This is a genomic window from Robiginitalea sp. SC105, assembly GCF_014243345.1.
In the GTDB taxonomy this organism is placed as follows: domain Bacteria; phylum Bacteroidota; class Bacteroidia; order Flavobacteriales; family Flavobacteriaceae; genus Robiginitalea.
Genome location: NZ_JACLZF010000001.1, coordinates 1906879 through 1929354, shown reverse-complemented (window position 1 = coordinate 1929354; position 22476 = coordinate 1906879). Strand labels below are relative to the sequence as shown.

At 56.9% G+C, this 22476-nt stretch carries 28 protein-coding genes; 11 read left to right on the top strand and 17 right to left on the bottom strand.

The window, feature by feature from the left end; genetic code table 11:
* The first annotated feature begins 7 nt into the window (after nucleotides 1-7).
* The 5 genes from H7F20_RS08550 to H7F20_RS08530 all read left to right on the top strand — a co-directional run bounded on the left by H7F20_RS08550 (nucleotide 8) and on the right by H7F20_RS08530 (nucleotide 4111).
* Nucleotides 8-727, top strand: coding sequence for a DUF2490 domain-containing protein (locus H7F20_RS08550; RefSeq protein ID WP_185785671.1), 720 nt, complete (start codon nucleotides 8-10; stop codon nucleotides 725-727).
* A gap of 79 nt (nucleotides 728-806) precedes the next feature.
* Complete coding sequence (locus tag H7F20_RS08545) at nucleotides 807-2021, top strand: bifunctional alpha/beta hydrolase/OsmC family protein (protein WP_185785670.1); 1215 nt, start codon at nucleotides 807-809, stop codon at nucleotides 2019-2021.
* 133 nt (nucleotides 2022-2154) lie between these two features.
* On the top strand, nucleotides 2155-2742 hold the full coding sequence (locus tag H7F20_RS08540) for a superoxide dismutase family protein (protein ID WP_185785669.1): 588 nt from the start codon (nucleotides 2155-2157) through the stop codon (nucleotides 2740-2742).
* A gap of 50 nt (nucleotides 2743-2792) precedes the next feature.
* The gene (locus H7F20_RS08535) at nucleotides 2793-3323 is read left to right on the top strand and encodes an RNA polymerase sigma factor (RefSeq protein WP_185785668.1); all 531 of its coding nucleotides are present in this window, start codon (nucleotides 2793-2795) and stop codon (nucleotides 3321-3323) included.
* Nucleotides 3323-4111, top strand: coding sequence for an anti-sigma factor domain-containing protein (locus tag H7F20_RS08530; RefSeq protein ID WP_185785667.1), 789 nt, complete (start codon nucleotides 3323-3325; stop codon nucleotides 4109-4111). The genes H7F20_RS08535 and H7F20_RS08530 overlap by 1 nt, the downstream gene beginning before the upstream one ends.
* Nucleotides 4112-4154: 43 nt before the next feature.
* On the opposite strand, the gene H7F20_RS08525 is transcribed toward H7F20_RS08530, so the two are convergent.
* The 4 genes from H7F20_RS08525 to H7F20_RS08510 form a co-directional block, all read right to left on the bottom strand.
* The gene (locus H7F20_RS08525; RefSeq protein WP_185785666.1) at nucleotides 4155-4853 is read right to left on the bottom strand and encodes a glycosyltransferase; all 699 of its coding nucleotides are present in this window, start codon (nucleotides 4851-4853) and stop codon (nucleotides 4155-4157) included.
* Between the two features lie 396 nt (nucleotides 4854-5249).
* Nucleotides 5250-6539, bottom strand: coding sequence for a hypothetical protein (locus tag H7F20_RS08520; protein WP_185785665.1), 1290 nt, complete (start codon nucleotides 6537-6539; stop codon nucleotides 5250-5252).
* A 91-nt stretch (nucleotides 6540-6630) separates the two neighbouring features.
* Complete coding sequence (locus H7F20_RS08515; protein WP_255444019.1) at nucleotides 6631-7401, bottom strand: DUF4331 family protein; 771 nt, start codon at nucleotides 7399-7401, stop codon at nucleotides 6631-6633.
* A 20-nt stretch (nucleotides 7402-7421) separates the two neighbouring features.
* On the bottom strand, nucleotides 7422-8099 hold the full coding sequence (locus tag H7F20_RS08510; protein ID WP_185785664.1) for a DUF4331 family protein: 678 nt from the start codon (nucleotides 8097-8099) through the stop codon (nucleotides 7422-7424).
* Between the two features lie 171 nt (nucleotides 8100-8270).
* Between H7F20_RS08510 and H7F20_RS08505 the strand changes: the two genes are divergently transcribed.
* Nucleotides 8271-9455: an LETM1-related biofilm-associated protein gene (locus H7F20_RS08505; protein WP_185785663.1), complete on the top strand. Its 1185-nt coding sequence runs from the start codon at nucleotides 8271-8273 to the stop codon at nucleotides 9453-9455.
* A 61-nt stretch (nucleotides 9456-9516) separates the two neighbouring features.
* Here the strand turns inward: H7F20_RS08505 and H7F20_RS08500 are convergent, their stop codons facing one another.
* From H7F20_RS08500 to H7F20_RS08475, 6 genes are all read right to left on the bottom strand, one after another.
* Nucleotides 9517-10272, bottom strand: a complete 756-nt coding sequence (locus H7F20_RS08500) for a LytTR family DNA-binding domain-containing protein (RefSeq protein WP_185785662.1) — start codon at nucleotides 10270-10272, stop codon at nucleotides 9517-9519.
* Between the two features lie 13 nt (nucleotides 10273-10285).
* Nucleotides 10286-10597: a 2TM domain-containing protein gene (locus H7F20_RS08495; RefSeq protein WP_185785661.1), complete on the bottom strand. Its 312-nt coding sequence runs from the start codon at nucleotides 10595-10597 to the stop codon at nucleotides 10286-10288.
* Between the two features lie 27 nt (nucleotides 10598-10624).
* Nucleotides 10625-10927: a 2TM domain-containing protein gene (locus H7F20_RS08490; protein ID WP_185785660.1), complete on the bottom strand. Its 303-nt coding sequence runs from the start codon at nucleotides 10925-10927 to the stop codon at nucleotides 10625-10627.
* 28 nt (nucleotides 10928-10955) lie between these two features.
* Nucleotides 10956-11237, bottom strand: coding sequence for a 2TM domain-containing protein (locus tag H7F20_RS08485; protein WP_185785659.1), 282 nt, complete (start codon nucleotides 11235-11237; stop codon nucleotides 10956-10958).
* A gap of 102 nt (nucleotides 11238-11339) precedes the next feature.
* Complete coding sequence (locus H7F20_RS08480; protein WP_185785658.1) at nucleotides 11340-12677, bottom strand: 2TM domain-containing protein; 1338 nt, start codon at nucleotides 12675-12677, stop codon at nucleotides 11340-11342.
* Nucleotides 12678-12887: 210 nt separating this feature from the next.
* Nucleotides 12888-13721, bottom strand: a complete 834-nt coding sequence (locus H7F20_RS08475) for an alpha/beta fold hydrolase (RefSeq protein ID WP_185785657.1) — start codon at nucleotides 13719-13721, stop codon at nucleotides 12888-12890.
* A 234-nt stretch (nucleotides 13722-13955) separates the two neighbouring features.
* Here H7F20_RS08475 and H7F20_RS08470 point away from each other — a divergent pair, with 234 nt between their 5' ends.
* The 3 genes from H7F20_RS08470 (at nucleotide 13956) to H7F20_RS08460 (ending at nucleotide 15605) form a co-directional block, all read left to right on the top strand.
* Nucleotides 13956-14564 (top strand): FMN-binding negative transcriptional regulator, encoded by a 609-nt coding sequence (locus H7F20_RS08470; protein ID WP_185785656.1) that lies wholly within the window; start codon nucleotides 13956-13958, stop codon nucleotides 14562-14564.
* Between the two features lie 44 nt (nucleotides 14565-14608).
* Nucleotides 14609-14989, top strand: coding sequence for a hypothetical protein (locus H7F20_RS08465; RefSeq protein ID WP_185785655.1), 381 nt, complete (start codon nucleotides 14609-14611; stop codon nucleotides 14987-14989).
* 178 nt (nucleotides 14990-15167) lie between these two features.
* A complete protein-coding gene (locus H7F20_RS08460) occupies nucleotides 15168-15605 on the top strand; it encodes a DUF2141 domain-containing protein (protein WP_185785654.1) in 438 nt (145 codons plus the stop codon).
* A 78-nt stretch (nucleotides 15606-15683) separates the two neighbouring features.
* Here the strand turns inward: H7F20_RS08460 and H7F20_RS08455 are convergent, their stop codons facing one another.
* Entirely contained in the window at nucleotides 15684-15857 is a 174-nt protein-coding gene (locus H7F20_RS08455; RefSeq protein ID WP_221898708.1) for a hypothetical protein, read from the bottom strand.
* 97 nt (nucleotides 15858-15954) lie between these two features.
* On the opposite strand from H7F20_RS08455, the gene H7F20_RS08450 reads away from it, so the two are divergent.
* Nucleotides 15955-16908: a LysR family transcriptional regulator gene (locus tag H7F20_RS08450; RefSeq protein WP_185785652.1), complete on the top strand. Its 954-nt coding sequence runs from the start codon at nucleotides 15955-15957 to the stop codon at nucleotides 16906-16908.
* 33 nt (nucleotides 16909-16941) lie between these two features.
* On the opposite strand, the gene H7F20_RS08445 is transcribed toward H7F20_RS08450, so the two are convergent.
* Complete coding sequence (locus H7F20_RS08445; protein ID WP_185785651.1) at nucleotides 16942-17139, bottom strand: hypothetical protein; 198 nt, start codon at nucleotides 17137-17139, stop codon at nucleotides 16942-16944.
* A gap of 104 nt (nucleotides 17140-17243) precedes the next feature.
* Between H7F20_RS08445 and H7F20_RS08440 the strand changes: the two genes are divergently transcribed.
* Complete coding sequence (locus H7F20_RS08440; protein WP_185785650.1) at nucleotides 17244-18581, top strand: D-alanyl-D-alanine carboxypeptidase/D-alanyl-D-alanine-endopeptidase; 1338 nt, start codon at nucleotides 17244-17246, stop codon at nucleotides 18579-18581.
* Here H7F20_RS08440 and H7F20_RS08435 read toward each other — a convergent pair.
* The 5 genes from H7F20_RS08435 to H7F20_RS08415 form a co-directional block, all read right to left on the bottom strand.
* Entirely contained in the window at nucleotides 18575-19186 is a 612-nt protein-coding gene (locus H7F20_RS08435; protein WP_185785649.1) for an NUDIX domain-containing protein, read from the bottom strand. The genes H7F20_RS08440 and H7F20_RS08435 overlap by 7 nt on opposite strands.
* Nucleotides 19187-19266: 80 nt before the next feature.
* Nucleotides 19267-20322 carry a hypothetical protein gene (locus H7F20_RS08430; RefSeq protein WP_185785648.1) on the bottom strand — a complete coding sequence of 352 codons (1056 nt, stop codon included), beginning with the start codon at nucleotides 20320-20322 and terminating at the stop codon, nucleotides 19267-19269.
* 44 nt (nucleotides 20323-20366) lie between these two features.
* Entirely contained in the window at nucleotides 20367-21020 is a 654-nt protein-coding gene (locus tag H7F20_RS08425; protein WP_185785647.1) for a DUF2461 domain-containing protein, read from the bottom strand.
* Between the two features lie 6 nt (nucleotides 21021-21026).
* A complete protein-coding gene (locus tag H7F20_RS08420; RefSeq protein WP_185785646.1) occupies nucleotides 21027-21833 on the bottom strand; it encodes a TIGR00266 family protein in 807 nt (268 codons plus the stop codon).
* A gap of 162 nt (nucleotides 21834-21995) precedes the next feature.
* Nucleotides 21996-22454, bottom strand: coding sequence for a DUF4442 domain-containing protein (locus H7F20_RS08415; protein ID WP_185785645.1), 459 nt, complete (start codon nucleotides 22452-22454; stop codon nucleotides 21996-21998).
* Nucleotides 22455-22476: the final 22 nt, after the last annotated feature.

The following is a 22476-nucleotide window of genomic DNA, read 5'->3' as shown; positions in this document are numbered from 1 at the left end:
CAATTGTATGCGATTATTTAATGATGTTTTCAAGGCAGGCCGGGTTACCGGCCTGCTCTTTGTTCTTAGTCTGGCAGGCAGCAGCCTGCAGGCCCAGGTAAACGGGGAGGACCAACTAGGGGCCTGGTATATGTACTTTGGCACGAACCGGATCAGTGAGCGGCTCAGCGTGCACAGCGAGGCCCAGTTCCGGTATTACGACCTGGCCAGCAACTTCAACCAGTTGCTCCTCCGGACCGGCCTCAATTACCATATTTCGGACCAGGCCATGGCCACCTTTGGCTATGCCTACATCTGGACCGACCCGACCTTTGAGGACGGGCCCGCCCTGGCCGATAAGATTTCGGAACACCGGATCTTCCAGCAGTTTATCCTGAGGAATGCCGTCGGGAAGCTGGCCTTTGAACACCGATACCGGCTGGAACAGCGATTCCTGGATTTTGACGGGCCAACGGAAACCCAGCACCGGGCGCGCTACCGCCTGCAGCTCACCCATCCCCTGGGGGACACCTTCTTTATCAATTGGTACGACGAGGTATTCCTGAACCTACAGGATAACGTATTCGGCCAAAACCGGCTCTACCTGGCACTCGGGGCCCGGCTAAGCCCTGCCCTGAGCGTGCAGGCGGGGTACCTGAAAAACCATTTCCGCACGGCGCATTACGACCGCCTGCAGCTGGGGATCTTTTTCAACCCGGATTTGCGCAGGGGATCCCCTGAGCCCTGACCTGCTTCCGGGAGCAGGATGAAAACCTTACATTTAGGCTGGGGTCCCTTTTCGGAACCCGTCTAAAATTCATCCACCCATGAAATCAGCACCCGTAAGTTTTCCATCAGCCGGGGGATACCAGCTCTCCGGACGCCTGGAATTACCCCCGGGGCGGAAGCCCCATTCGTTCGCCCTCTTCGCGCATTGCTTTACCTGTTCCAAAGACCTCCGGGCGGCACGCGAAATAGCCCGGGCCCTGACCACAGCAGGCTTTGGTGTCCTGCGCTTTGATTTTACGGGTCTGGGAAGCAGCGAGGGGGATTTTTCCGCCAGCGGTTTCAGCGGGGATATCCGGGACCTGATGGCTGCCTCGGCCTTCCTGGAATCCCAGCATGCGGCTCCTGCCCTGCTGGTCGGGCACTCCCTGGGGGGTACCGCCTGCCTGGCAGCGGCCTTTGAACTCCCCGCAGTCCGCGCCGTGGCGACCATTGGCAGCCCGGCGAGCCCCGGACATGTGGCCCATCTTTTCAGTGGTTCGCTGGAGACCATCCAGTCCGAGGGCAGCGCCGAGGTACAGATCGGGGGGCGTCCGTTCCGCATCCGGAGGGAGTTCCTGGAGGACCTGAAGCAGCACCCCCTGGAAAACCGTCTGGATGCCCTGAGGAAACCCCTGCTTTTCCTGCATGCCCCCCAGGATACGGTGGTTGGGATAAAAAATGCCGAGTTGCTGTACCGGGCTGCACGCCATCCGAAGAGTTTTATTTCCCTCGACGGGGCCGACCATTTGCTCGGGAAAAAAGAAGATGCGCGGTACGCCGGGTCCGTGATCGCCTCCTGGGCTACCCGCTACCTGGATGTTCCGGGCAGCGGGGGCCTGGAAACCGACCGGCAGGTAGTGGCAAGCCTCGAAAAAGATGCCGGGTTTACCACCGAGATGCGCGTGGGCAACCACCGGATGCTGGCAGACGAACCCGAGGATTTCGGCGGGGAGGACCTGGGCCCTTCCCCCTATCAGCTGGTTGCGGCCGGCCTTTCGGCCTGTACGGTGATGACCCTGCAAATGTATGCCCGTCGCAAGGAATGGGACCTGCAACGGGTGGAGGTACATACCTCCCACGACAAGGAGCATGCGGCAGATTGCAATGCCTGCGAAAACGAAGGTGCCCGGATCGATACCTTCCGCCGGGAAATCCGCCTGTTCGGGAACCTGGAGGAGGCCCAGGTACAAAAATTACTGGAGATTGCAGATAAATGCCCGGTCCACAGGACCCTGCACGGCCCCATTCAAATACTCACCCGCCTGCTGCCCTGACCACGGCTCATGAATATGGCGGTGATGGCCCATCGGTGCCCCGGAAGCCCGCGATCTGGTCAAAGGAAAACCGGATCGAGGTTGCCTCCGACCGGATAATTCCGTATTTTTAGTCGAACCTAAAACCAGTAAAATGAAAAAGACCACTATAGGAATTCTCGCAGTTCTTTTTACCCTGAGCTACAGCTGCAAGGAAGCGAAAAAAGAAGCGGACGCCGCGGCGGATGAAATGGAGGAAACCATGGAAGCCGTCACCGAGGAAAGCAGCGAAGAAGTCGTTAAATTTTCCATGGAACCCAAAAGTGAAAGCGGTGTCCAGGGGGATGTGACCTTTACCGAGAAAGACGGGCAGGTCATGATGCACGCCGAATTTACCGGCCTGACCCCCGGAGACCATGCGATCCATATCCATGAAAAAGCAGATTGTACCGCAGCCGACGGCACCTCTGCGGGCGGACACTGGAACCCCACCGGGCAGCCGCACGGCAAATGGGGGGATGACGCCGGGTATCACAAAGGGGATATCGGCAATTTCACCGCTGCTGCAGACGGGACCGCCGCTGTGCACTTTGAAACGGACCAGTGGTGTTTGGGTTGCGATGACCCCAACAAAAACCTCATTGGCAAGGCCGTAATCGTGCACCAGGGCAGTGACGACTTTACTTCCCAGCCCAGCGGGGCGGCAGGTGCGCGTGTCAGTTGCACCGGAATCATCCAGTAACCCCCGGGTTTATTTTCATCTAACCCGATAAAAAGCAGATCCGGCAGAGCTTGGAACAGGACCCCCTGATTGACCGCTTCAAAAAAGGTGACGCCGTTGCCTTTGAACAGCTGCACACGAACTATTCCACCGCTATCTGCGGGGTGGTTCATTCGATCCTGCGCAACAGGGAACGGGCCGAAGAGCTTACCCAGGACGTATTTGTCAAAATCTGGAATTACCGGGACCAGTACGACGCAGGCAAGGGCCGCTTTTTTACCTGGATCCTCAACATTGCCCGGAACGCCGCCATCGACGAACTGCGGTCAAAGTCCCACAAGGAACAACAATTGAACCTTCATTCCAGTTTCTTCGTAGATATGGCAGAAGAGGCGGAAGCGCAAGACTTTGGCGTGGACATCAATCGCGTGAAAGAGCTGATCCGGGACCTTGGAAAGAAATGCCATCAAATCATCGATTTGCTGTATTTTAAGGGCCTGACGCAGAAGGAAACTTCGGAATTCCTGGATGTTCCCCTGGGGACGGTGAAAACCAGGAACCGCAATTGCATCTCCCGACTCCGTAAAAATCTGCCGAACTGATGGATGTGCAAGCCTACATAGATTCCGGGATTCTGGAGCTGTTTGTGGCCGGGGTGCTCTCCGAGGCTGAAAGCCGCGAAGTGCAGCGCCTCGCTGCCAAACACCCGGAAATCCAGGCCGAAATCCAGGCCATCGAAAATGCCTATGTCGCATTGGGGGAAAGCATGGCCCCGAAGGGATCGGCTTTGGCATTTGGACCCGTCGGGAAGGAGATCGGGGTTGAAACCCCCGGCGTCCGCACCCTGCAGGCCAGCCGGAAACCCTGGATCACCTGGGCAGGTTGGGCTGCTGCCCTCCTCCTGGGGGCAGGGCTCATCTGGATGGCGTCCGAAAGGCAGCGCCTGCGAGAGGATGTCCAGGTACTTCAGCTGGACAACCAGCTGCTCGAGGAGCAGGTGGAAGCCGCCCGGGAGGCATTGGCCGGTACCGATTCCCTGATGCGGGAACTCCGGGCACGGGATATTTCAGTAGTCCCCCTGCAGGGACAACAGGCTGCTCCGGAGGCCTATGCCAGGGTTTACTGGAACCGGGAGTCGGGGCAATTGCTGATCGATGCCCTCGGCCTGCCCGAACCGCCCCCGGGAATGGTCTACCAGGTCTGGTCCCTGAAACTGGACCCCCTGACCCCCACCAGCCTGGGGTTGCTGGAAGACTTTTCTGCTGAGGAAAACCGCATCTTCGCCCTCAACAACCCGAACGAATCCGAAGCTTTTGGTATCACCCTGGAACCTGCCGGTGGGAGTGAGTCGCCTACCCTGGAGCAGCTCTATACCCTCGGGGCGGTGTAGCGCCCTTCGGGAACCACCAGAATCCCCGGACCTTCCACCCAACTTATTCAACGGACCGCAGCAGGCTGTTGTGGAGCTTGCGCAGGGCAGCCGGGCGGCAGCCGCACCGAAACAGGATCAGGAGCATGAGGTTGCCCAGGTTCACGCGCAGGTAAGAATTAACCCGGTACTTCCGGGCCGAAACAACCAGGTCGTTGGGTACGATCCGATAGGGCAACCGGGCGCGCTTCATCCGGCCAAAGAATTCAAAATCCTCCATCAGCACCTGGCCGGGATCAAACCCGCCCAGCTGGTCAAAGGCCTCCCGTTCGATAAACAGGCACTGGTCCCCTCCCCCGGTAAAGAACCCATCCCTACGCGTAAAGCGGCTGTTAATCCGCAAGAGCAGGGTGTCAAGGTCGAATCGATAGGAGAAGAAACCGGCCTGGAAGGGACCGGACAGGGTGTGCCGGATGTCTTCGAAAAACTGTTCGGGGGGCCAGACATCCGCGTGCAGGAATACCAGGGTGCTGCCCCGGGCCCGGCGGGCACCGGTATTCATCTGGGAGGCACGGCAGGTCTCCGTGCATTGCAGGGGCTCCAGGCCGCATTGCCGCACCACTCCGGCTGAACCGTCATCAGTGGCGGCAGAGAGGACAGGCAGGAGTTCCACAGGACCGCCTGCCTGCAACCCGAGCAGGTACGGCAGGAGCCGGCGGAGGTTTTCGCATTCGTTATGGGCGGGAATCACCACACTGATCATGGTCGGGAAGTATACGTAAAATGTACGGATGTTTCCCGAGACCTGTGGATTTCCGGAACCGGTATCAGTGCACCATAGGCAGTTACCTTCCGGTTTTGCGGGTTTTCCTGAGGGAGTGGTGGGCCAGGTAGACCATTGTTCCTGAGGTGGCCATTACAGCCAGCCAGATGGAGAAAAGCAGGATTTCCATGACATATAGTTTTAAAGTTCGGTACCCGAAGGCGGGGCAGCCCGCGGGTTGATTTGGTTCTGAACACACTAAAATAGTCTATTCGCTCCATTTCAGGTGATAATTATTCACAGTATTCGATGAAAAGCCCGGAAATCCATCGGATGCCGGGCTTTCGTTGCAGCAGGGTCCAATTTAATCCTGAGGAACCTCCTGTATTGACCTTACTACATTTTCAGGGATCTCAGGCGCGCCCCGGTTTCCGGGCCCAGCTCGTAAACGGCCTCCTCCAGTTCCCCCGCGAGTTCGGCAGCACGGCCTTCCCGGCCGGTCGCCTTGTAGATTTCTGCTGCGTATAACAGGGGTTGAGGTTCATGGGTTCGGCCATCCACCTGGTCGCGTACCAGTTCGAGGGCCTTGTCGGCCTGGCCGTTGCGGTAATAGGCATAGGCCAGCAGGCTGAAGACCTCGGGAGTTGCCCGGTTCGTCGCCTCTTCCCCGGCAAGGGTCAGGGCCTTCTCGACCTGCCCGGTTGTCTCCAGGTAAAGGGCAATGGCGTGGGAATTGTACATCCCCCCGTAATCGGGGTTTTGGATCATTTGAGAAAACCGGTCCAGGTATGCCGCCCGGTCCAGGTGTTTGCCCAGGGCACCGGCGATATCCGCCTTGAGTAGCCAGATATCCGGGGTGCGGTAATAGGAGGTTACCGAATCGAGGATGCGCATGGCCTCTGCCGGGTTGCGCTCGTGGGAATAGACGATCCAGGCCAGGCCCTTTTTGGCATAGGCGTTGGAAGGATCCAGCTCCAGGGCTTTCAGGTAGTGGCGGTAGGATTTTTCGATTTCCCCTGCATGCCCATAGTAATCGGCCAGGTTCGTATAGAACCACTGGACCAGGGCCGGGTTTTTGCTGCGCTGCGCTTTACCCGCAGCCAGTTCCAGGCAAAATATCGCCTTTTTGAGGTCCCCCTGGTGGTCGCTCCATTTCGCCAGGCGGATCAGGTAATCCATCCGGGCCATATCGGCGATCTCCCCAAGGTGTTTTTCGGCGGCATCGTACCGGCCCAGCTCCATCAGGACATCGAATTGCAGCGCGTGGTTGGCACGCATGCCGCTTCCCATGGCCATAGCGGAATCGGCCAGCAAGGCCGCTTCCCGGAAGCGGTGCTGGGAGATATAGTTTCGCGCCAGTGCCCGGTAAAAGTCGGCTTTCCCGATGGCAGCGATTTCCACGCCCCGCCTGAGGGCCTGTTCGGCCATTTTGAGGTATTCAATATTCCCGGAATGCTCAAAAGCGCGGGCGTATTCACCCGCCACCACGCCAAAACTGGTTAGTTGCATGCTGTCCGGGCGGATCTTGGAATTCCAGATCCGGAAATATTTGGAATCAGGCCCGGTGGGTGCACTACCAAGGTAGCTGTTGTAATCGTCCGGGTGGGTGACCGCCTGGTCGGCGGGTTGCTGGCACCCGAGCATCACAAGTGCCGGGATCCACAATAGGTAGGGTATAATTTTCACAATACAGTGTTTTTCAGGTTCATCAAAAAGAAGGGGAGGGCCGTCGGGGGAAACGGGCTCCTCCCCTGTCCTTCTTCACAGCAATTTTCGCTTATTCAGGGGCGCCTATGTACGGGAAGTCGGCGCTGATATCCGCTGTCAGGGACACTCCATCCGAGGTGAGCCTGGGCAGGTCCTGCATGCCGTCCCCATCAAGGTCCTGGCCGCTGAACCGGTCGCCCTCAGCCCCGCCGAAAAGCAGGATCAGGCTGATATCGATCACATCGTCCCGGAGGGTGCGGCCGGTCAGGCCAATCTCATCCCCGTCGGGGACCAGGATCCGACCGTCATTGTCGTTGTCGGTTCCGGGGTTAAAATAGGTGGTCGGGGCATCCGGGGCCACCTCAAGCACATCGGCCGACAGGTAGGTGGTCAGCGTGGCGGCGTCCAGGCCTAGGATATTCGTCTCGTAATTCACATCGGCCGGGTCCAGGCCGAGCAGGTTGGCATACACGTCGTGGTACGCTTCAAGGCGCGCCTGGAACCCCGCCTGGAAGGCAGCAGTCATCTCCGAGGGAATGGAGGCGTTGTGGGCGTCCTTTACGCTGGCCTCCCCTTCCATATCGGCACTGAGTACCGTGTTGATACCCGGGCGGCCCATATGGTCCTGTTGCTCATAGGTGCCGCTGAAATCGGGTGCCATCCCGTCCATACAGGGGGCACAGCTGCCGCCGCAGTCAATTCCGGTTTCGTCACCGTTCATCATTCCGTCCATGCAGGTCGGGGCCATGCCCAGTTCCTGAGAGTCGTCGTCGCTGCAGGCTACAGCCAGGCTCATCATGCCGAGGAGCCCTAGGCCTGCTAAATAGGTGTTTAATTTCATTGGATTCTTTTTTTAAGGTTTCAGGATTTGCGGTTGGTGGTGACCCACGTCTTGTATACGGGTACACCTAGGGCATTCTGCCCGGTAGGGGTGCCCAGCATGCTGTTGGGGATTTCGATGACGATAGACAGGGTGTTGGCCCCGTCGAACGTATCGGCTGCCTCTCCCGGGGGCAGGAACCCCTCCGGGGCCATACCGCCGATCACCGCATTGAATTGGAAAAAGTCAAAATAAAACGGGTCCTGCCGGGGCCCGGCAAACAAGCGCACCCCATCCGTGGTGGTGGCCACGGTGGCCGAGGGTCCGGAAATGGCGACGCTCCCGATAGGGGAATCGGCCTGTACCGCGCTGCTGGTTCCCGTCCGGGGGGAATCCGACAGGAAGAAATACATGGTCCCGCTCCTGGGGATTGCCTGGATGACGCGGTCCTCCACAAGGTCCCCGTCCAGGTCGATGTTGATCTCGGTCAGCACTTCTTCGTCAAAGCTGCCGTACGCCAGGTCCGGCAATACATTCGATTGCAGGTCCACGATAAAAACCGTGTTCGGGGAACCTTCATTGGGTTCAAAAGCAAAAAAATCGGCGATATCCGCAGTACTTCCGGCTGCAGAAGGGGCGTCGATGTGGTCGGCTGCCACAAACAGTGCGGCAAGGCCGGCCAGGACAACGGCGCCTCCAAAAATGGGTCTTCTTTTCATTGTTTCTTATTTAAGAGGTGATTCGCCAACACTTACGCAACGAATCCCGCAGGGTTTGGTTTGAATTGTTAAAAAATCGTTAAAGCTATCGGGGAGGGGCTTTAAATTATCCGTTGGGGCTACCTGTGCTGGGAAATAAAAATTAATTTGCCCCCCTAAATCCGACGGGTCGTGAATCCTTCATCTTCGGGCTGGATCGATAAATTCGGGTATCTGGCCGCAAAAAAATCGGAACCTTTTGGCAATTTCGGGGAGCTCTACGAGGCACTCCGCAAATTGGGCTTCTCCTATGGCATGAACATCGCCATCCCCTCCTTTATCAAGCCAACCCACGAACTCACGCAGGACGAGAACGCCAAACTCAACCTCTTGTACGGGCTCTATGCCACCTATCAGCTGCGAAACCAGAAGGTGCGGTTCCCGCATTTCCTGGAATCCGTATTCAATTTCTACAAGGACCTGGAGGTGGGGCGTATCGGATTCCTCCAGAAAATACTCACCGGCAAGAAAACGTCCACCCAGCTCGAAAAACTGATGGATTCCCGGATCTACCTTGAAGCAAACATGCTGTCCAAGACCTTTAACAGCATCATCACCAATTCGCTCCTCTTTGTGGATGTGCTCACCTACAAGCATTACCTGGACGGCCACCAGGACCTGAGGCCATACGCCAGGAACCTGGAGTTTGTTACCATCAACATCACTTCGGAGGCTCTCGGGAGCAAAAAGAAGAACCCCACGGACGAGCGGCTCCGGGAACTCTTCCGCTCATCCATTACGTTTATGGAGGATCCAGATGCCGAACCGGATCTCGGCTACCGGGACTTGCTGGGGGGGTACCGGGGGACCGGGGCGGCCCGTTATTTCCTGGACGTGGCCTGCCTGACGGTTTGGGAGGATGGGAAGCTGGAATACCAGGAATCCGACTTTGTCTATCGGCTGGGGGAAGACCTGGGGTTGGAAAAAGACTATATCCGTACAGCCCTGGACGAAGTCACCCTGTTCTATTCGCAGCACGCCACCGAATTATCCGTGCTGCATGACGGCCGCTTTTATGACGGCATGACCAAGGTGGTGAACAAACTGATCCGGCGCAACAGCAAGCGCCTTCAAAACGAATTGTCCCAGAGCCGGGAATTGATGTACCTCCTTTCCAAGTCCACCATACGGGAACTTACCGATGAGGAGAAAGCCAAGGTGCAGGAACAACTGGTGGATATCTTCAAAAGCATTCCTTCCCTGGCCATTTTCCTGCTTCCCGGCGGGGCCGTTTTACTGCCCATGTTCATCAGCCTGGTACCACGCCTGCTCCCCTCCTCTTTTGATGAAAACCGGGTGGATCCCAAGGAGGAATAACTGGTATAAGAAATATCTATGATGTATTTTTTATAGCTGTTTACCAGCTATTTGAAGTAATTTATTCCAACCAAAGCTTAAAGTCCCTCACCCGTTCCCGGCTCACGATGATTTCCTGCTCGGAATAGCGGTTCATCTTGATTTTCAGGCGGGAATTCGTGTAGGCGATGATATCGTTGATGTGGTCGATGTTTACAAAGAACTTCCGGCTGACCCTGAAAAATTTTGAGGGTGAAAGCTCTTCCTCGAGTTGTTCCAGCGTGGTGTCCAGCAGGTAGGTGCGCCCCTCCGAAGTGGCGGCATACGTCCCCTTGTTTTCGGAAAGGAAGCATTCGATTTCATCCGCATTGAGGATTTTGAGGTGTTGGCCCACCCGGGCCGTAAACCGTTTTTTGTACTCCCGTTCCAGGGGGTTGACCAGCAACTTGCGGATGTCTTCAAAATCGACCTGCAGGGGGGCCTTGCCGGCTGCCCGTTCCCGGAATTGCTTCAGGGCTGCTGCCAGCTCGTCCTCGTCTATGGGTTTGAGCAGGTAATCGATGCTGTTCAGCTTGAAGGCCTGCAGCGCATACTCGTCAAAGGCCGTGGTAAAAATGATGGGGCAGCGCACGTCCACGGCATCGAAAATCTCGAAGGACAGGCCGTCGGAGAGCTGGATATCCAGGAAAATCAGGTCCGGGTCCCCGTGCTGCTCAAACCAGTTGATGGCCTCTTCCACCGAGTGCAGCATGACCGAGGCGTCCAGGCCATGGCCTTCCAGCATACGCGCCAGGCGGCGGGCAGCGGGTTTTTCGTCTTCAATGATAATGGTATTCACAACGGTTCTTGGGTTATTTGAATTTATCGGATTCCTTCCGGTCCCTTTCCATGTACTTGCGGATCTGCTCTTCTTCCCATTTTTTGCCAAAGAAAGGGATCCAGCCGAAAACCTTGGCGCCGTGGAAAGCCAGGCCAATCCCCCAGAAAAGGGGGGTAAAAAGCGTATTCCAGGCGAACCAGCCCCCGTTTTCGTGGAAGCCATTGACCTGGTGGACCACCAGAATAACCACATTGATCACCAGGTAAATGCTCAGGTGGACGTAGAATCCCTTGATTTCCGCGACGCGTTTTTTGGCGCGTTCTAGTTTATCGTTCTCATTCATCGGATACTGTTTCGGATGCGTTATTGGTTATTCCCATTTGCCGGGCCGGCGTTCCTCATCCTCCATGAATTCACGGATCTTCCGCTCCTCCCAGTCGCGTGAGAAAAAAGGATTCAGGTCAAAGGTCCGGATGGCGTGGAAAAAGAGCCCGATGCCCCAACCCAGGGCTGCCCACAGGAACCATTTGTATTCCCAGTAGGTCAGGTAATTCACGATGGCCAGGAGGGAAATTACAAAAACATAGGCAACTGCATTACCGTAAAACTTCTTCAGTTCCTGTACGCGCTCCTTGGCCCTCAGGTATTTGCTTTCCTTGTTGAAATCTTCCATGACGGTGGTATTTTGGTCGTTCAATTTATTAAAGGTCGTCTTTCGACATGAATTCGCGGATTTTGCGCTCCTCCCATCCCCTGCCGAGGATCAGGTCGTACCCAAAGGCCCGCAGACCATGCATGGCCAGTCCAAAGCCCCAGCCCAGGGCGGGAAAAATAACCCAGGGGAAACCGGAGGTCCTCCAGTTGAGCCAGGCCAGGAAAGGGATTACGATCAGGTAGGCAAAAAGGTTTGAGTAAAAGCCCCGTATGCATGCCACGCGTTCTTTGGCGCGCAGGTACCGGGCAGCTTGAGACGGTTCGTTCATCGGAGTATCATTTATAATTACATTCCAAAGATCTTATCCAAAGCTTCCTTTACGAAGAATTTCCGACTGAATTGTCGGAAGTGGCTACCGAACCGGAGGGCATTAAAAATCCTCCTTTTCCATCAGCTCCCGGATCTTGCGCTCCTCCCATGTCTTGCCCCAGAGCGGGTTGTAGCCATAGGCCTCCAGCCCGTGCATCACCAGGCCAAACCCCCAGCCGGCGGCCGGGAACAGCGCCCAGGGGAATTCCGTACTCCTGAAATTCAGCCAGACCAGAAAGGGGATCACCACGCAATAGGCAGCCAGGTTCCCGTAAAAGTTCTTGATGGCCTCCACCCGCTCCCGCGCTTTCTCGTAACGTTTGTCCTCGATATAATCCCGGTGGGCGCTCCCGGCACGCACCTGTCGGGTAAGTATGGGCAGGGAGACCCGGAATTCGGAAGCGCTGCGCCCGATTTCGAGTTGCCGGTCCGTCAGCAGCGCATAACGCTGCCGGATATTCTGCAGCCCCACTCCGCTGGACTTTTTGACCACCTGCTTTTCCTGCAGATTATTGGAGACCACAATGTTGTTGCCCTCCTCGCTGACCCTGATATGCAGGGGCCTGGAGGAAGTGACCACATTGTGCTTAACGGCATTTTCCAACAGGAGCTGCAGGGAAAGCGGCACGATCCGGGCTTCGGGGTTCCGGCTTTTTTCCGGGATATCAAAGACAATACTGTCTTCGAAACGCATCTTGAGCAGGCGTACATAGGTCCGGGCAAATGCAAATTCCTCATCCACCGTCACAAGCTCCTTGTTTTTCTGTTCCAGTACATACCGGTAGACCTTGGAGAGGGACGTGGTAAACCGCTGCGCCTGTTCGGGGTCTTCGTCGATCAGGCTGGTGAGGACATTCAGGCTGTTGAACAGGAAGTGGGGGTCCAGCTGGTTCTTCAGGGCATCGAACTGGGCGGAAGCCGTACCAGCGATGATCTTCTGTTGTTTGACCCGGGTCTCCTGACGGTACTTGTAGTAATAAAAAAGGTAAAAGATCCCGGACACCACCAGGGCAATCAGTAGGGAAACCGAATAGTATTCCGGTGTCTGACGCGCCAGGAACGTATCCATGGGTTCCCCGTTCAGCAGGACATAAACCGTAAAGTTGGCAATGAATATGGCCAGCAGGGACACCAGCACATTCCCAAGAAGGGACTGGACCAGGTTCTTCGGTTGGAAAATCCGGTACCCCCAGCGGCGCATGGCATACATGATCACGTAGGCATTGGCCATGTAGATGTACCAGGCAAACACCATGTTTTCGAGGAAGTCCCAGAGCGTGTCGAGGTTCCAGGCGATTCCCCTGCCGGTGAAGTAATAGATGGTCAGGAAAACCGCGTAGATGGCGATTCCCACTACCGTGGCCCGTCCGAATTCAATGATAAAGCGCCTGGTTCCCATAATTACAGATAAATGTAGCAAATGTTCCGGGAGCTGCCTACGGGTAAAGCCCGAACGGTCCGGGGAGACGTACGAGGGAGACGTGCCCATGCACCCATTGAGAAACCCGGAGGCATTCCCCACGAGTTCCAAAGAACCGGTAAATGCTCCGGGCAATCAAAATGCAGCCTACCGAACTGTCGGATTCGGCGGCTGAGTTGTTGGACTGAATTATTTTTTCAGGAAGCCGATCAGCAATTCGTTCAGCTCCCGTGCATGGGTCAGGTGCAGGCCGTGGGGGGCACCCTCAAGCACCTTGAGCGTGCTGCCGCTGATACCTTTGGCCGCTTGATGCGCCGAGGTGCCTATGGGGACCGTCTGGTCCGCGTCCCCGTGGACGATCAGGGCGGGCACCTTAACGTTTGCCAGCTCCTTCCGGAAGTCCGTGTGCATCCAGGCCAGTGCGGTCTCGATGGTGGCCCGTGGGGAAGCGTGGGAGGCAATGATGAAGTCGTAGTCGAGCTGGGCCTCACTTACCCGGTCTTTCCCCTGGTTTTCGTCAAAATTGTAGAATCCTTTGGAAAATGTTTTCAGGAATCCCACCCGGTCCTTTTGCAGCGCATCCTTGATAGTGTCCAGGGTTTTTAAGGGTACCCCATCCGGGTTGTCTTCCCGTTGCTTGACAAGCGGGATGATGGAGCTCACCAGGGCAATTTTGGCAACCCGGTTGTCCCCGAAATCGGTCAGGTAGCGGATCACTTCCCCCCCGCCCATGGAAAACCCGACCAGGAGGCAATTATCGAGTTTCAATTGTTCGATGAGCTCATGGAGGTCCCCTGCCAGGCTGGAATAATCATATCCGTCCCATGGGGCGGAAGAAATACCGAAACCCCTGCGGTCATAGGAGATGCACCGATATCCGGCTTCCACGATCTTCCAGACCTGCTGCTCCCACATCTTGCTGCTGAGCGGCCACCCGTGGATCAGGATCACCGGCCGTCCCTTGCCGTAATCTTCGTAATAAATACTGTGTGCTTCTTGTTTGCTGTGTGTGATAAATGGCATATGCTTTTTTTTATAAACTAGCGGAACTATGCCAAACCCCTTGCCGGGAAGGGCCTTATTCCGTGCTTTATCCCCCGGGCTTACCCAGGGCTTCCCCTGGCTCCCTCCAGTCCTCCCACTAAACCTCCCCAGGCCTTCCCCTGGACTCCCCCGCCTGCAGACCGTGGACCCTTTCCGTATCCGGCCGAAAAACCGCCCGTTTTCCTACCTTTGAGATTCTGTCACTGCCTTGTTATGTACATCCCCGAAAAATACCGATTGGAAGACCCCGTGCTTATCCGCGAATTCCTGGAGTCCAATGCCTTTGGCCTGCTGGTTTCCAATGGCGAAGCCGCCCCCCTGGCCACCCACCTGCCGCTTGAAATCGAACCGGGGCCGGGGCCGATGACCCTTTTTGGCCATTTTGCCAAAGCCAACCCGCAATGGCGCCAAATCAAGGACGGGCAGCAGGTCCTCTGCATCTTCCAGGGAGCCCACAGTTACGTATCCTCTTCCTGGTATGAGGAGGAGGAGGTCCCGACCTGGAATTACATTGCGGCGCATGTGCAGGGCTCCTTCCGCTTCCAGGATGCGGCCGAACTGCGCGTATCCCTGGGCCATTTGATGGATAAATACGAAAGGGACTCCGAGCGCCCGGTTACCATGGTAGGACTTTCCGCAAAAACCCTCCGGCAGGTCCGCGGGATTGTGGGGTTCACCGTAACCGTTGACCGGGTGGATGTTGCCCTGAAACTCTCCCAGGGCCGGGAGCTAGACCACGGCCGGATCATGGAAGAACTCACCCGACGGGGCGGTCTCTCCGCCGCCGTGGCGGCAGCCATGAAAAGATACCTGCAGCCTTGATTCTGACCGGCGAATTCGATACCTTGTAGGAAAATCTCCTGATCATGCTGAACAACAAATTCTGGCAGGGCTTCTTTGCCCTTGCGCCCCTCGCTGGCCTGATGCTCCTCTTTGCGGGATATGCCGTCTTTATCTTTGCGATCCTGGGCAATATCGACGGGCTGGAAGACCAGGGGGGACCCCCCGCCTCCTTTTTAGGTGGCCTTGGGCTGTTTTTCCTGATCGTCGTGCTGATGGTCCTGATCAGCCTGGGGAGCCTGGTCTTTTATATCGTACACGCCGTAAAAAACCCGAACCTGCAGCACAACAACCTCCTGCTGGTCTGGATCCTGCTCTTTATATTCGCCAACGGCATCGGCCAGCTGATCTACTGGGTGGTGGAAATCCTCGGCAAGCCAAAAGCGGATTCCCCCGGGGGCAACTGAACCCTGGGCATACGGCGGCAACTGAACCCCGCCCGCACGGGCAGAGAGGTATGGGCCACTGCCAAAAAACCCCCTCTTTACGATTCGGAACCGGTTTTCTTCAATTCGGTAGGATGGTTTTCCCCCATTCCGTTCCTCTGGACATCTTTGGGCCATGTTTAATCTTAAAAGAAAACCTATGCAACCCTTCGCCTTACTCAAACTAGTATTTTTTCTGATCCTCTCCCTGCTGAGCCTTATGGGGGTTTCCGCCCAGGAATTCAAAGGGGTCACTGTAACGGTAACTATAGAAAACGTCCTTAACGACCAGGGAGATATCCTGGCAGCCCTGCACACCGATGCAACCTTTATGAAAGGTGCCGGGATCAAAAATTTCAAAAAAGAAGCCAAAGCGGGATCCCTCACCTTCACTTTCGAGGATGTGGCCCCGGGCACGTACGCCGTTTCCGTCCTTCATGACCAGAACAGCAATCAGCGCATGGATTTTGAAGCCAGCGGGATGCCCATGGAGCCCTACGGGATGAGTGGCAATGACATGGCCTTGGGGCCGCCCACTTTCGGGGCGTGTGCATTCGAAGTCGGCTGGGAAGATGTGGACCTGGATATCCGCTTTTAGTCCCGCCGGGTGTTTGGGACCGGCAACCTGCCCCCTGAAACGGCGGGTTTCCCGGGTTTCCTTACAGCATCCCCCGAATTAGCAGTAGACCGCATAAAAAAGCCATCCTGTGGGATGGCTTTTGCCGCGGATATTCCAGTGGATCCCCCGGAGGTTCCGGTAATACGCCTGAAAATTGGCCGGCAGCTGGTTGAGCTGCCCGGCAAGTTCCCGCGACCGGGCCAAAGGGAGGCCGATACAGTCAAGTTCCATGGGTCCGATGTTTTCCATGAAATTATCGGATATCCGGATGGCAAACAACCAATACTATCGATACATTTTATACTTTTAAGTGACCAAACCAACTCAGATGACCATCACCCAACTGCAATATGTCCTGGCCGTTGCTGAATACCGGAACTTCACTGTTGCAGCCGAGAAGTGTTTTGTCACCCAGCCCACCCTGAGCATGCAGGTACAAAAACTGGAGGACGAACTGGACCTGCTGATTTTCGACCGGGGCAAAAAGCCCATCAGCATTACGGAAGCCGGGCAGAAAATCGTGGACCAGGCGCGGAACATCGTCAATGAGGCAGCGCGCATCCGCGACATCGTGGACCAGGAAAAGGGCTTTATCGGGGGTACTTTTACCCTTGGGGTCATCCCGACCGTGATGCCCACCCTGCTCCCGATGTTCCTGAAGCCCTTTATCAACCGGTACCCGAAGGTGCGGTTGATCATCAAGGAACAGAGCACGGAAAGCCTGATCGCCAACCTGCAGGAAGGCCATCTGGACGCCGGGATCGCGGCCACCCCGCTGCGGATCGACAACCTGGTGGAGCGCCCCCTGTATTACGAGCCCTTTGTGGGATATATCCCGGAAGGCCACCGACTGGCAGGGATGGGAAAAATCCGGCCCGAGGACCTGGACCTGGAGGATATCCTGTTATTGCAGGACGGGCATTGCTTCAGGGATGGCGTGATCAACCTCTGCAAGGCCGGGGGGCGGTTGGAATCGGATCACTTCCAACTGGAGAGCGGCAGTTTCGAGACGCTGATCAAACTGGCGGATGAGGGCCTGGGCATGACGCTGCTGCCTTACCTGCACACGCTGGACCTGGGGGAGGCCAGCATGAAGAAGCTCCGCTATTTCCAGGAGCCACCCCCGGCCCGGGAGGTGAGCCTGATCTACCATAAAAAGGAGTTGAAATTCCAGATAACCGATTCCCTGAAGGAAGTAATTGCCTCTGTGGTACGCGGGGCCATCGCCTTCCAGGACGTAAAGATCATCAGTCCTGCCCGGCATGTTGCCGGGAAGCCGTAGACATAAAAAAACCCCGCAGAAGCGGGGCGTGTATCAGACGGGCAGGTATTGCAGGCTATGTTGCAATTCCGGTTTGTCAGTTGTGAAGAGCAGCAGCCAGTTGCGCAATTCTTCAAGTTCGTTTGGCAATAGTCTTTGGATAGCTTTCTGGAGTTCCCTGCTGAATAAACGCGCATCGAAACTCACTTTTTGGAGCACCGTTTTGGTGTACTCCAACATGGTACCAGCCATTCTTTGAGTTTTGTTTAGTTAGACGTTGTTTGTTTAAAATTAACCAAAAATGTCTTTCTTTTATTGCTCCGGAATCGTTAAAACTTGGATAAATTCTATTAAGGATGTGTAAAACCCCTGTTAACGGGCACTACCGGGGTATGGAAACCATGGGGTCGGCAGCCGTGGTCTTCCTGCTGCTGCTCGCTTTTTCGGGCTGTTCCCCGGCCCGGAAGGTCTCCCGGTACCTGAAGCGGGAATTCCGGGCCGAAACGCAGTCCAACCAGTTTACCGGACTGCTGCTGGTCGATGCCCGCACCCGGGATACCCTCTATGCGCTGAATCCGGAAAAGTACTTTACCCCGGCCAGCAATGTGAAGCTATTCACCTTTTATGCCGCCCTGAAAACCCTGCCGCAACACATCCCGGCACTCAAATATGCCCGACTCGGCGATACGCTCTATGTGGTGGGGACCGGGGACCCGGCCGCCTTGCACCCGGACCTGCGGGACAGCACGGCACTCCGGTTCATGAGGGGCTTCCCGGAAATCACCATGGTCAATACGAACCTGGCTGACCCGACCTACGGCCCGGGCTGGTCCTGGGACGACTTCGACCAGTATTATATGCCCGGACGGAGTGCCTTTCCCATCCACGGGAATATCCTGCGCCTGACCGCCACTTCCGATGGGGTCCGTGCCGAACCCGCTGTGTTCGGGGACAGCCTTCTGGCGGGCAGCGGGAGCCGCTTGCAGATTGAAAACGGGAGCCGTTTGCGGGCGGAAACCCGGAACCTGTTTTATCAGGTTCCCGAATCCGGGGATACCCTGGATATCCCGATTCGGGTAAGCCCGGGGCTCGAAAGGCAGCTCTGGTCTGAAGCCACTGGCAGCCGCATCCACGAAGGCCGGCACCTGCCGCCTGACTCCCTGGAATCCCTGCCGGGGATGGCAGTGGACACCCTCCTGAAAAAAATGATGGCCGAAAGCGACAACTTTATCGCCGAGCAACTGATGCTGGCGGTCTCCGGTACACGGTCGGATACCCTGAGTTTCCGTTCGGCCCGGGATTTTGTCCTGGAGGAGTACCTGCCCGGCCTGCCTCAAAAACCCCGTTGGGTGGATGGGTCGGGGTTAAGCCGGTACAACCTGTTCACGCCTGAGTCCGTGGTATACCTCCTTGGGAAACTCTACCGGGAATTCCCGGAGGCCCGCTTGTTTGCCCTGCTCGCCCAGGGGGGTCGCAACGGGACCATTGAAGATTATTACCGGGACGGGGAGGCCCCGTACCTGTTCGGTAAAACCGGCAGCCTGGGAAACAACCACAACCTCAGCGGCTACCTTAGGACGCGATCCGGGAAACTGGTGCTGTTCGCCTTTATGAACAACCATTTTACGGAGCCTTCGGGGAACGTCAAAAACCGGATGCAACGGATATTGCGCGAGGTAAGGGATACCTACTGACCCGGTTGCCATCCCTGGCGCAGTGGCCCGAACAATGCGGCATACTGCAGGATCACCAGGGTCTTGGCGTCCCGTATGTCGCCCGAGGCGACTGCCCCCAATGCCTCCTCATAGGTATATTCCAGCAATTCGATATCCTCGGATTCGGCTTCCACCCCGCCCCCGGCCCCGGTTTTCATTTCCGGGGAGTAGGCCGCCAGGTAATAATGAAGTTTTTCGGTCACCGCACCCGGGGTACTGTAGGCTTCCAGCACCTTCTCAACCGCACCGACGGCATACCCGGTTTCCTCCAGGATTTCCTTCCGGATGGCCACTTCCGGATGGTCGTTGTCGAGCAATCCGGCGCACACCTCTACCAGCAGGCCCCCGTCATTGCCGTTAACCAGGGTGGGCATCCGGAATTGACGGGTGAGCAGCACCCTGGACCTCCCGGGGTCATACAGCAATACGGCCGCCCCGTTCCCCCTGTCGTAGACTTCCCGCACCTGTGCGTCCCACCGCCCATCGGACCGGAGGTACTCATACCGGTAACGGTACAGGGTATACCAGGCATCTGAAAGGGTTTCCCTGCGGACATTTCTCAGTCGGTCGGAAGGCTGTTTCATGTGGATGGGCGTAAATGGGTAATGGCGTTGCCCCGAAAATACGGCTTTTGATGATTCCCCCGCTTCCCGGGCCGGCGGACTTATTCCCGCAGGGCTTCCAGGATGCGCCTTTGGAAATGGCGGTCATCCTCCAGGATATTGAAACCCTCCCCGATGTATTCTTCGGCTACGCGCAGCTGCCTGACATCCTTGAACAGCGGTTTTACCGAGGCCATGATGTCAAAAATGTCGGCACGGCTTTCCAGGATGTCGGACCGGACTTCCTGCAATACGGCATCCGGCCGCTGGTACCCCTTGTAGATTCGCTGGCGGACATCGGTAATGTTGCCCTTGAGGTGCTGGGTATTGGAGACGGTGGCATAGGGAGCATTTACAAACCCGGACATGTCAAAGTCGTAGGGGATGCTCACGTAGGTCTCGTCAATATAGTACAGGCGCTGGTTGTGCTGCTTGCGGATGGAGAAATCCGTATGGCCGATCAGGAACTGGAAGAGGTTGTTCAGGGCAGTGAGGCGGTCATCCTGCATCTGGGGAGGCATGTCCCTGCGGATGCGCTTGCCGCCGTAACGCCTGGCCAGTGTCCCGTGGTCCTCAATGAGGAAGCCCAGGAGCTCATGGGTGCGCTCGCGGCGCCCCTTCAATTCGATAAAAGTTACCTGCACCAGGCGCGTGCGGTAGTAATAGGGGGCCAGCCGCTCGAAAAACCGGTACGCCAGGTATTCCTTGAGTACAAGGTCGTCCCCCTCGCTCCCGATCAGGCAGGGAAGGACCAGTTTGAGTTCCCGCTGGTCGCGGAAGATGGTCGGGCGGGCATCCTTTTTCCGGAAAGTCAGTTTCAGGGGCGCAAAATAGCACTCGGTCCTGCGGAAATTTCCCCGGGCCTGTAGCCGGAGCGCCAGGGAATCCGGTTCGCCGGGCCACTGGTAATACATCATCCCATCCAGGTAGGTGGAATCGTTGGTGTCCCTTTTGAGCGTTTCGATGGAGGCCCGGATGGTAATGGGCAGGGGTTCACTGGAGGCGAACAACCGGTCCGCGCCGGCCTGCAGGCTGTCCGTGGATTCCCCCTGGGAGATCCCCCGGAAGGGAAGCAAAAGTAAAAACACGCTTAGGGTGGAAACCAGTTTCCGGCTCATGGCCTGTAATTTACCCAAAAAGATACGCATTTCCTTCCAGATGGCTATACGCTGAGTGCGCGGTTCAGATAGCGTCGGAAGGGGAGCATTTCCCGATAGGTATTCAGGATGTGCTCCTCGAAATCCGGTGCGAGGATCCGGGACCGGCTAAGGGGCGCAGCCACCGCAAAGGTCTTGTGTTTCAACAGATCGGCATGCGGGTGGTCTGTCGGGTAGCCCTTGGGCATGCGGGTGAGCTTCTGGTCCGGGTAGAGACCGCCAAATGCCTTGCGGAAAGCCGGGCGGTCCAGGATCGCCTGCAATACCTCCCCGTCGTAATCGATGGCTTCCCGGACCTTTCGGAGCCTGTCGGGGCCGGGCCGCCAAACCCCCCCGGCCAGCATGGACTGGCTCAGGCCGACTTCGATATAAAAATCCGCCGTCCCCGGGGCCTTGTCGAGGCCCGCCCCGAAATGGTCCTTGTAAACGGGCCGGTCCGGGTGGAACATCAGGTTGTTGTTGATCCGGTTGATACCCACCCGGCCGGGGGTGGGATAATAGTCCGGGTCCATTTCTGCGAGGCGCGCATCCAGGCGGTCCAGCCAGGCGATAAAATCTTCACGAAGGGCCTGGTAAGTGGCGCGGTGGCGGTCCATCCAGTCCTTGTGGTTGTTCCGGCTGAGGGATTCCAGGAAATCGAAGAGGGCTAAAAAATCCATGCAGGATCAGAACCGGTTATCCCCGTCGAGCAGGTCGCCCAGTCCGCCGAGGATACTCCCCTCCCCTTTGTCTTTCCCGCCGCCTTTGGGTGCCGAGGCGAGTACCCGGCCCGCGAGCCGGCTGAACGGCAGTGACTGTATATAGACGGTCCCCGGGCCTCGCAGGGTCGCAAAGAACAGGCCTTCGCCCCCGAAGATGGTGTTTTTGATCCCCCCGACAAACTCGACGTCGTAGTCCACGGTCTGGGAAAACCCGACGATGCACCCGGTATCCACCCGGAGCACCTCTCCGGCCAGGAGGGTGCGTTTGGCCATGGTCCCCCCGGCATGCACGAAAGCCATCCCGTCCCCCTCGAGTTTCTGCATGATGAAACCTTCGCCCCCGAAGAGGCCGCGGCCCAGCCTTTTGGAGAATTCGATGCCCACCGATACGCCTTTGGCCGCGCAAAGGAAAGCGTCCTTCTGGCAGATGAATTTCCCGCCCTTCTCGGACAGGTCGATCGGCAGGATCTTCCCGGGATACGGGGAGGCAAAACTGACCTGCTTCTTCCCCTGCCCCACATTGTAGAAAGCAGTCATAAAGAGGCCTTCACCGGTCAGGATCCGCTTGCCGGCGGAAAAAATCTTGCCCAGTACCCCGCTGTCCCTTTCGGAACCGTCCCCGAAGATGGTCTCCATCCTGATGTCGGGGTCCATCATCATGAAGCTCCCGGCTTCTGCGATGACGCCCTCGTTGGGGTCGAGTTCCACCGATACGTACTGCATCTCCTCCCCAAAAATTTCATAGTCGATTTCGTGGTTTTTGTTGCCCATGTCACAAACTGATTTTAATTCATTCCTATTTCTACCGGATAAGTACTAAAAAACTTCCTTTGTTACAAGGATCGATGCGATTTGATAAAATCACCCCCCGGCGCAGGCCAGTCCCGGGGCCTCCCGTCGAATCCTCAGGCGAGCAGCCATTATTTGGCCGGTTCAGGCACCCTTTACCTTCAGGGTCCATTCAAAATCAAAGGTGCTGACCACCACACCCTCGGTGTTCGTCCCCACGGAGCGCATCCAGACCGTTTGCCCCTTCCCGGAGGCTACTGCCCGTTCCACCGCCTCCCGGACCTCTCTGCCATCGGTGCAGGTAAAGCGGATTCGGCCGGTGGCCTTCTTGGAGAAATTAGCCTTGTTGTTCAGCACGAGCATGGATACGGGCTGCCCGCTGTCGCGGATATGGTACATGACCAGGGCCCCGGTTGCAAATTCTGCCGCCATCCCCTGCACGGCCCAGAACATGGATCGAAACGGGTTCTGGTTGATCCAGCGGTGGGTTACGGTGCAAACCGCCTGGTCACCGTTCAGGCTCCTGAGCCGCACCCCGCACCACCAGGCAGCAGGCAATTTAAAAAACATGAAGCGGTTGAACGTTTTTGCCGACAGGGCCATAAGCATGGGATTTACCCCTAAA

Excerpts from the sequence above, each read along its gene's own strand:
- H7F20_RS08550 (WP_185785671.1), top strand. The coding sequence starts at position 8 with ATGCGATTATTTAATGATGTTTTCAAGGCAGGCCGGGTTACCGGCCTG.
- H7F20_RS08545 (WP_185785670.1), top strand. The coding sequence starts at position 807 with ATGAAATCAGCACCCGTAAGTTTTCCATCAGCCGGGGGATACCAGCTC.
- H7F20_RS08540 (WP_185785669.1), top strand. The coding sequence starts at position 2,155 with ATGAAAAAGACCACTATAGGAATTCTCGCAGTTCTTTTTACCCTGAGC.
- H7F20_RS08530 (WP_185785667.1), top strand. The coding sequence starts at position 3,323 with ATGGATGTGCAAGCCTACATAGATTCCGGGATTCTGGAGCTGTTTGTG.
- H7F20_RS08525 (WP_185785666.1), bottom strand. The coding sequence starts at position 4,853 with ATGATCAGTGTGGTGATTCCCGCCCATAACGAATGCGAAAACCTCCGC.
- H7F20_RS08515 (WP_255444019.1), bottom strand. The coding sequence starts at position 7,401 with ATGAAATTAAACACCTATTTAGCAGGCCTAGGGCTCCTCGGCATGATG.
- H7F20_RS08510 (WP_185785664.1), bottom strand. The coding sequence starts at position 8,099 with ATGAAAAGAAGACCCATTTTTGGAGGCGCCGTTGTCCTGGCCGGCCTT.
- H7F20_RS08495 (WP_185785661.1), bottom strand. The coding sequence starts at position 10,597 with ATGAATGAGAACGATAAACTAGAACGCGCCAAAAAACGCGTCGCGGAA.
- H7F20_RS08490 (WP_185785660.1), bottom strand. The coding sequence starts at position 10,927 with ATGGAAGATTTCAACAAGGAAAGCAAATACCTGAGGGCCAAGGAGCGC.
- H7F20_RS08485 (WP_185785659.1), bottom strand. The coding sequence starts at position 11,237 with ATGAACGAACCGTCTCAAGCTGCCCGGTACCTGCGCGCCAAAGAACGC.
- H7F20_RS08480 (WP_185785658.1), bottom strand. The coding sequence starts at position 12,677 with ATGGGAACCAGGCGCTTTATCATTGAATTCGGACGGGCCACGGTAGTG.
- H7F20_RS08475 (WP_185785657.1), bottom strand. The coding sequence starts at position 13,721 with ATGCCATTTATCACACACAGCAAACAAGAAGCACACAGTATTTATTAC.
- H7F20_RS08470 (WP_185785656.1), top strand. The coding sequence starts at position 13,956 with ATGTACATCCCCGAAAAATACCGATTGGAAGACCCCGTGCTTATCCGC.
- H7F20_RS08465 (WP_185785655.1), top strand. The coding sequence starts at position 14,609 with ATGCTGAACAACAAATTCTGGCAGGGCTTCTTTGCCCTTGCGCCCCTC.
- H7F20_RS08460 (WP_185785654.1), top strand. The coding sequence starts at position 15,168 with ATGCAACCCTTCGCCTTACTCAAACTAGTATTTTTTCTGATCCTCTCC.
- H7F20_RS08455 (WP_221898708.1), bottom strand. The coding sequence starts at position 15,857 with ATGGAACTTGACTGTATCGGCCTCCCTTTGGCCCGGTCGCGGGAACTT.
- H7F20_RS08450 (WP_185785652.1), top strand. The coding sequence starts at position 15,955 with ATGACCATCACCCAACTGCAATATGTCCTGGCCGTTGCTGAATACCGG.
- H7F20_RS08445 (WP_185785651.1), bottom strand. The coding sequence starts at position 17,139 with ATGGCTGGTACCATGTTGGAGTACACCAAAACGGTGCTCCAAAAAGTG.
- H7F20_RS08440 (WP_185785650.1), top strand. The coding sequence starts at position 17,244 with ATGTGTAAAACCCCTGTTAACGGGCACTACCGGGGTATGGAAACCATG.
- H7F20_RS08435 (WP_185785649.1), bottom strand. The coding sequence starts at position 19,186 with ATGAAACAGCCTTCCGACCGACTGAGAAATGTCCGCAGGGAAACCCTT.
- H7F20_RS08430 (WP_185785648.1), bottom strand. The coding sequence starts at position 20,322 with ATGAGCCGGAAACTGGTTTCCACCCTAAGCGTGTTTTTACTTTTGCTT.
- H7F20_RS08425 (WP_185785647.1), bottom strand. The coding sequence starts at position 21,020 with ATGGATTTTTTAGCCCTCTTCGATTTCCTGGAATCCCTCAGCCGGAAC.
- H7F20_RS08420 (WP_185785646.1), bottom strand. The coding sequence starts at position 21,833 with ATGGGCAACAAAAACCACGAAATCGACTATGAAATTTTTGGGGAGGAG.
- H7F20_RS08415 (WP_185785645.1), bottom strand. The coding sequence starts at position 22,454 with ATGGCCCTGTCGGCAAAAACGTTCAACCGCTTCATGTTTTTTAAATTG.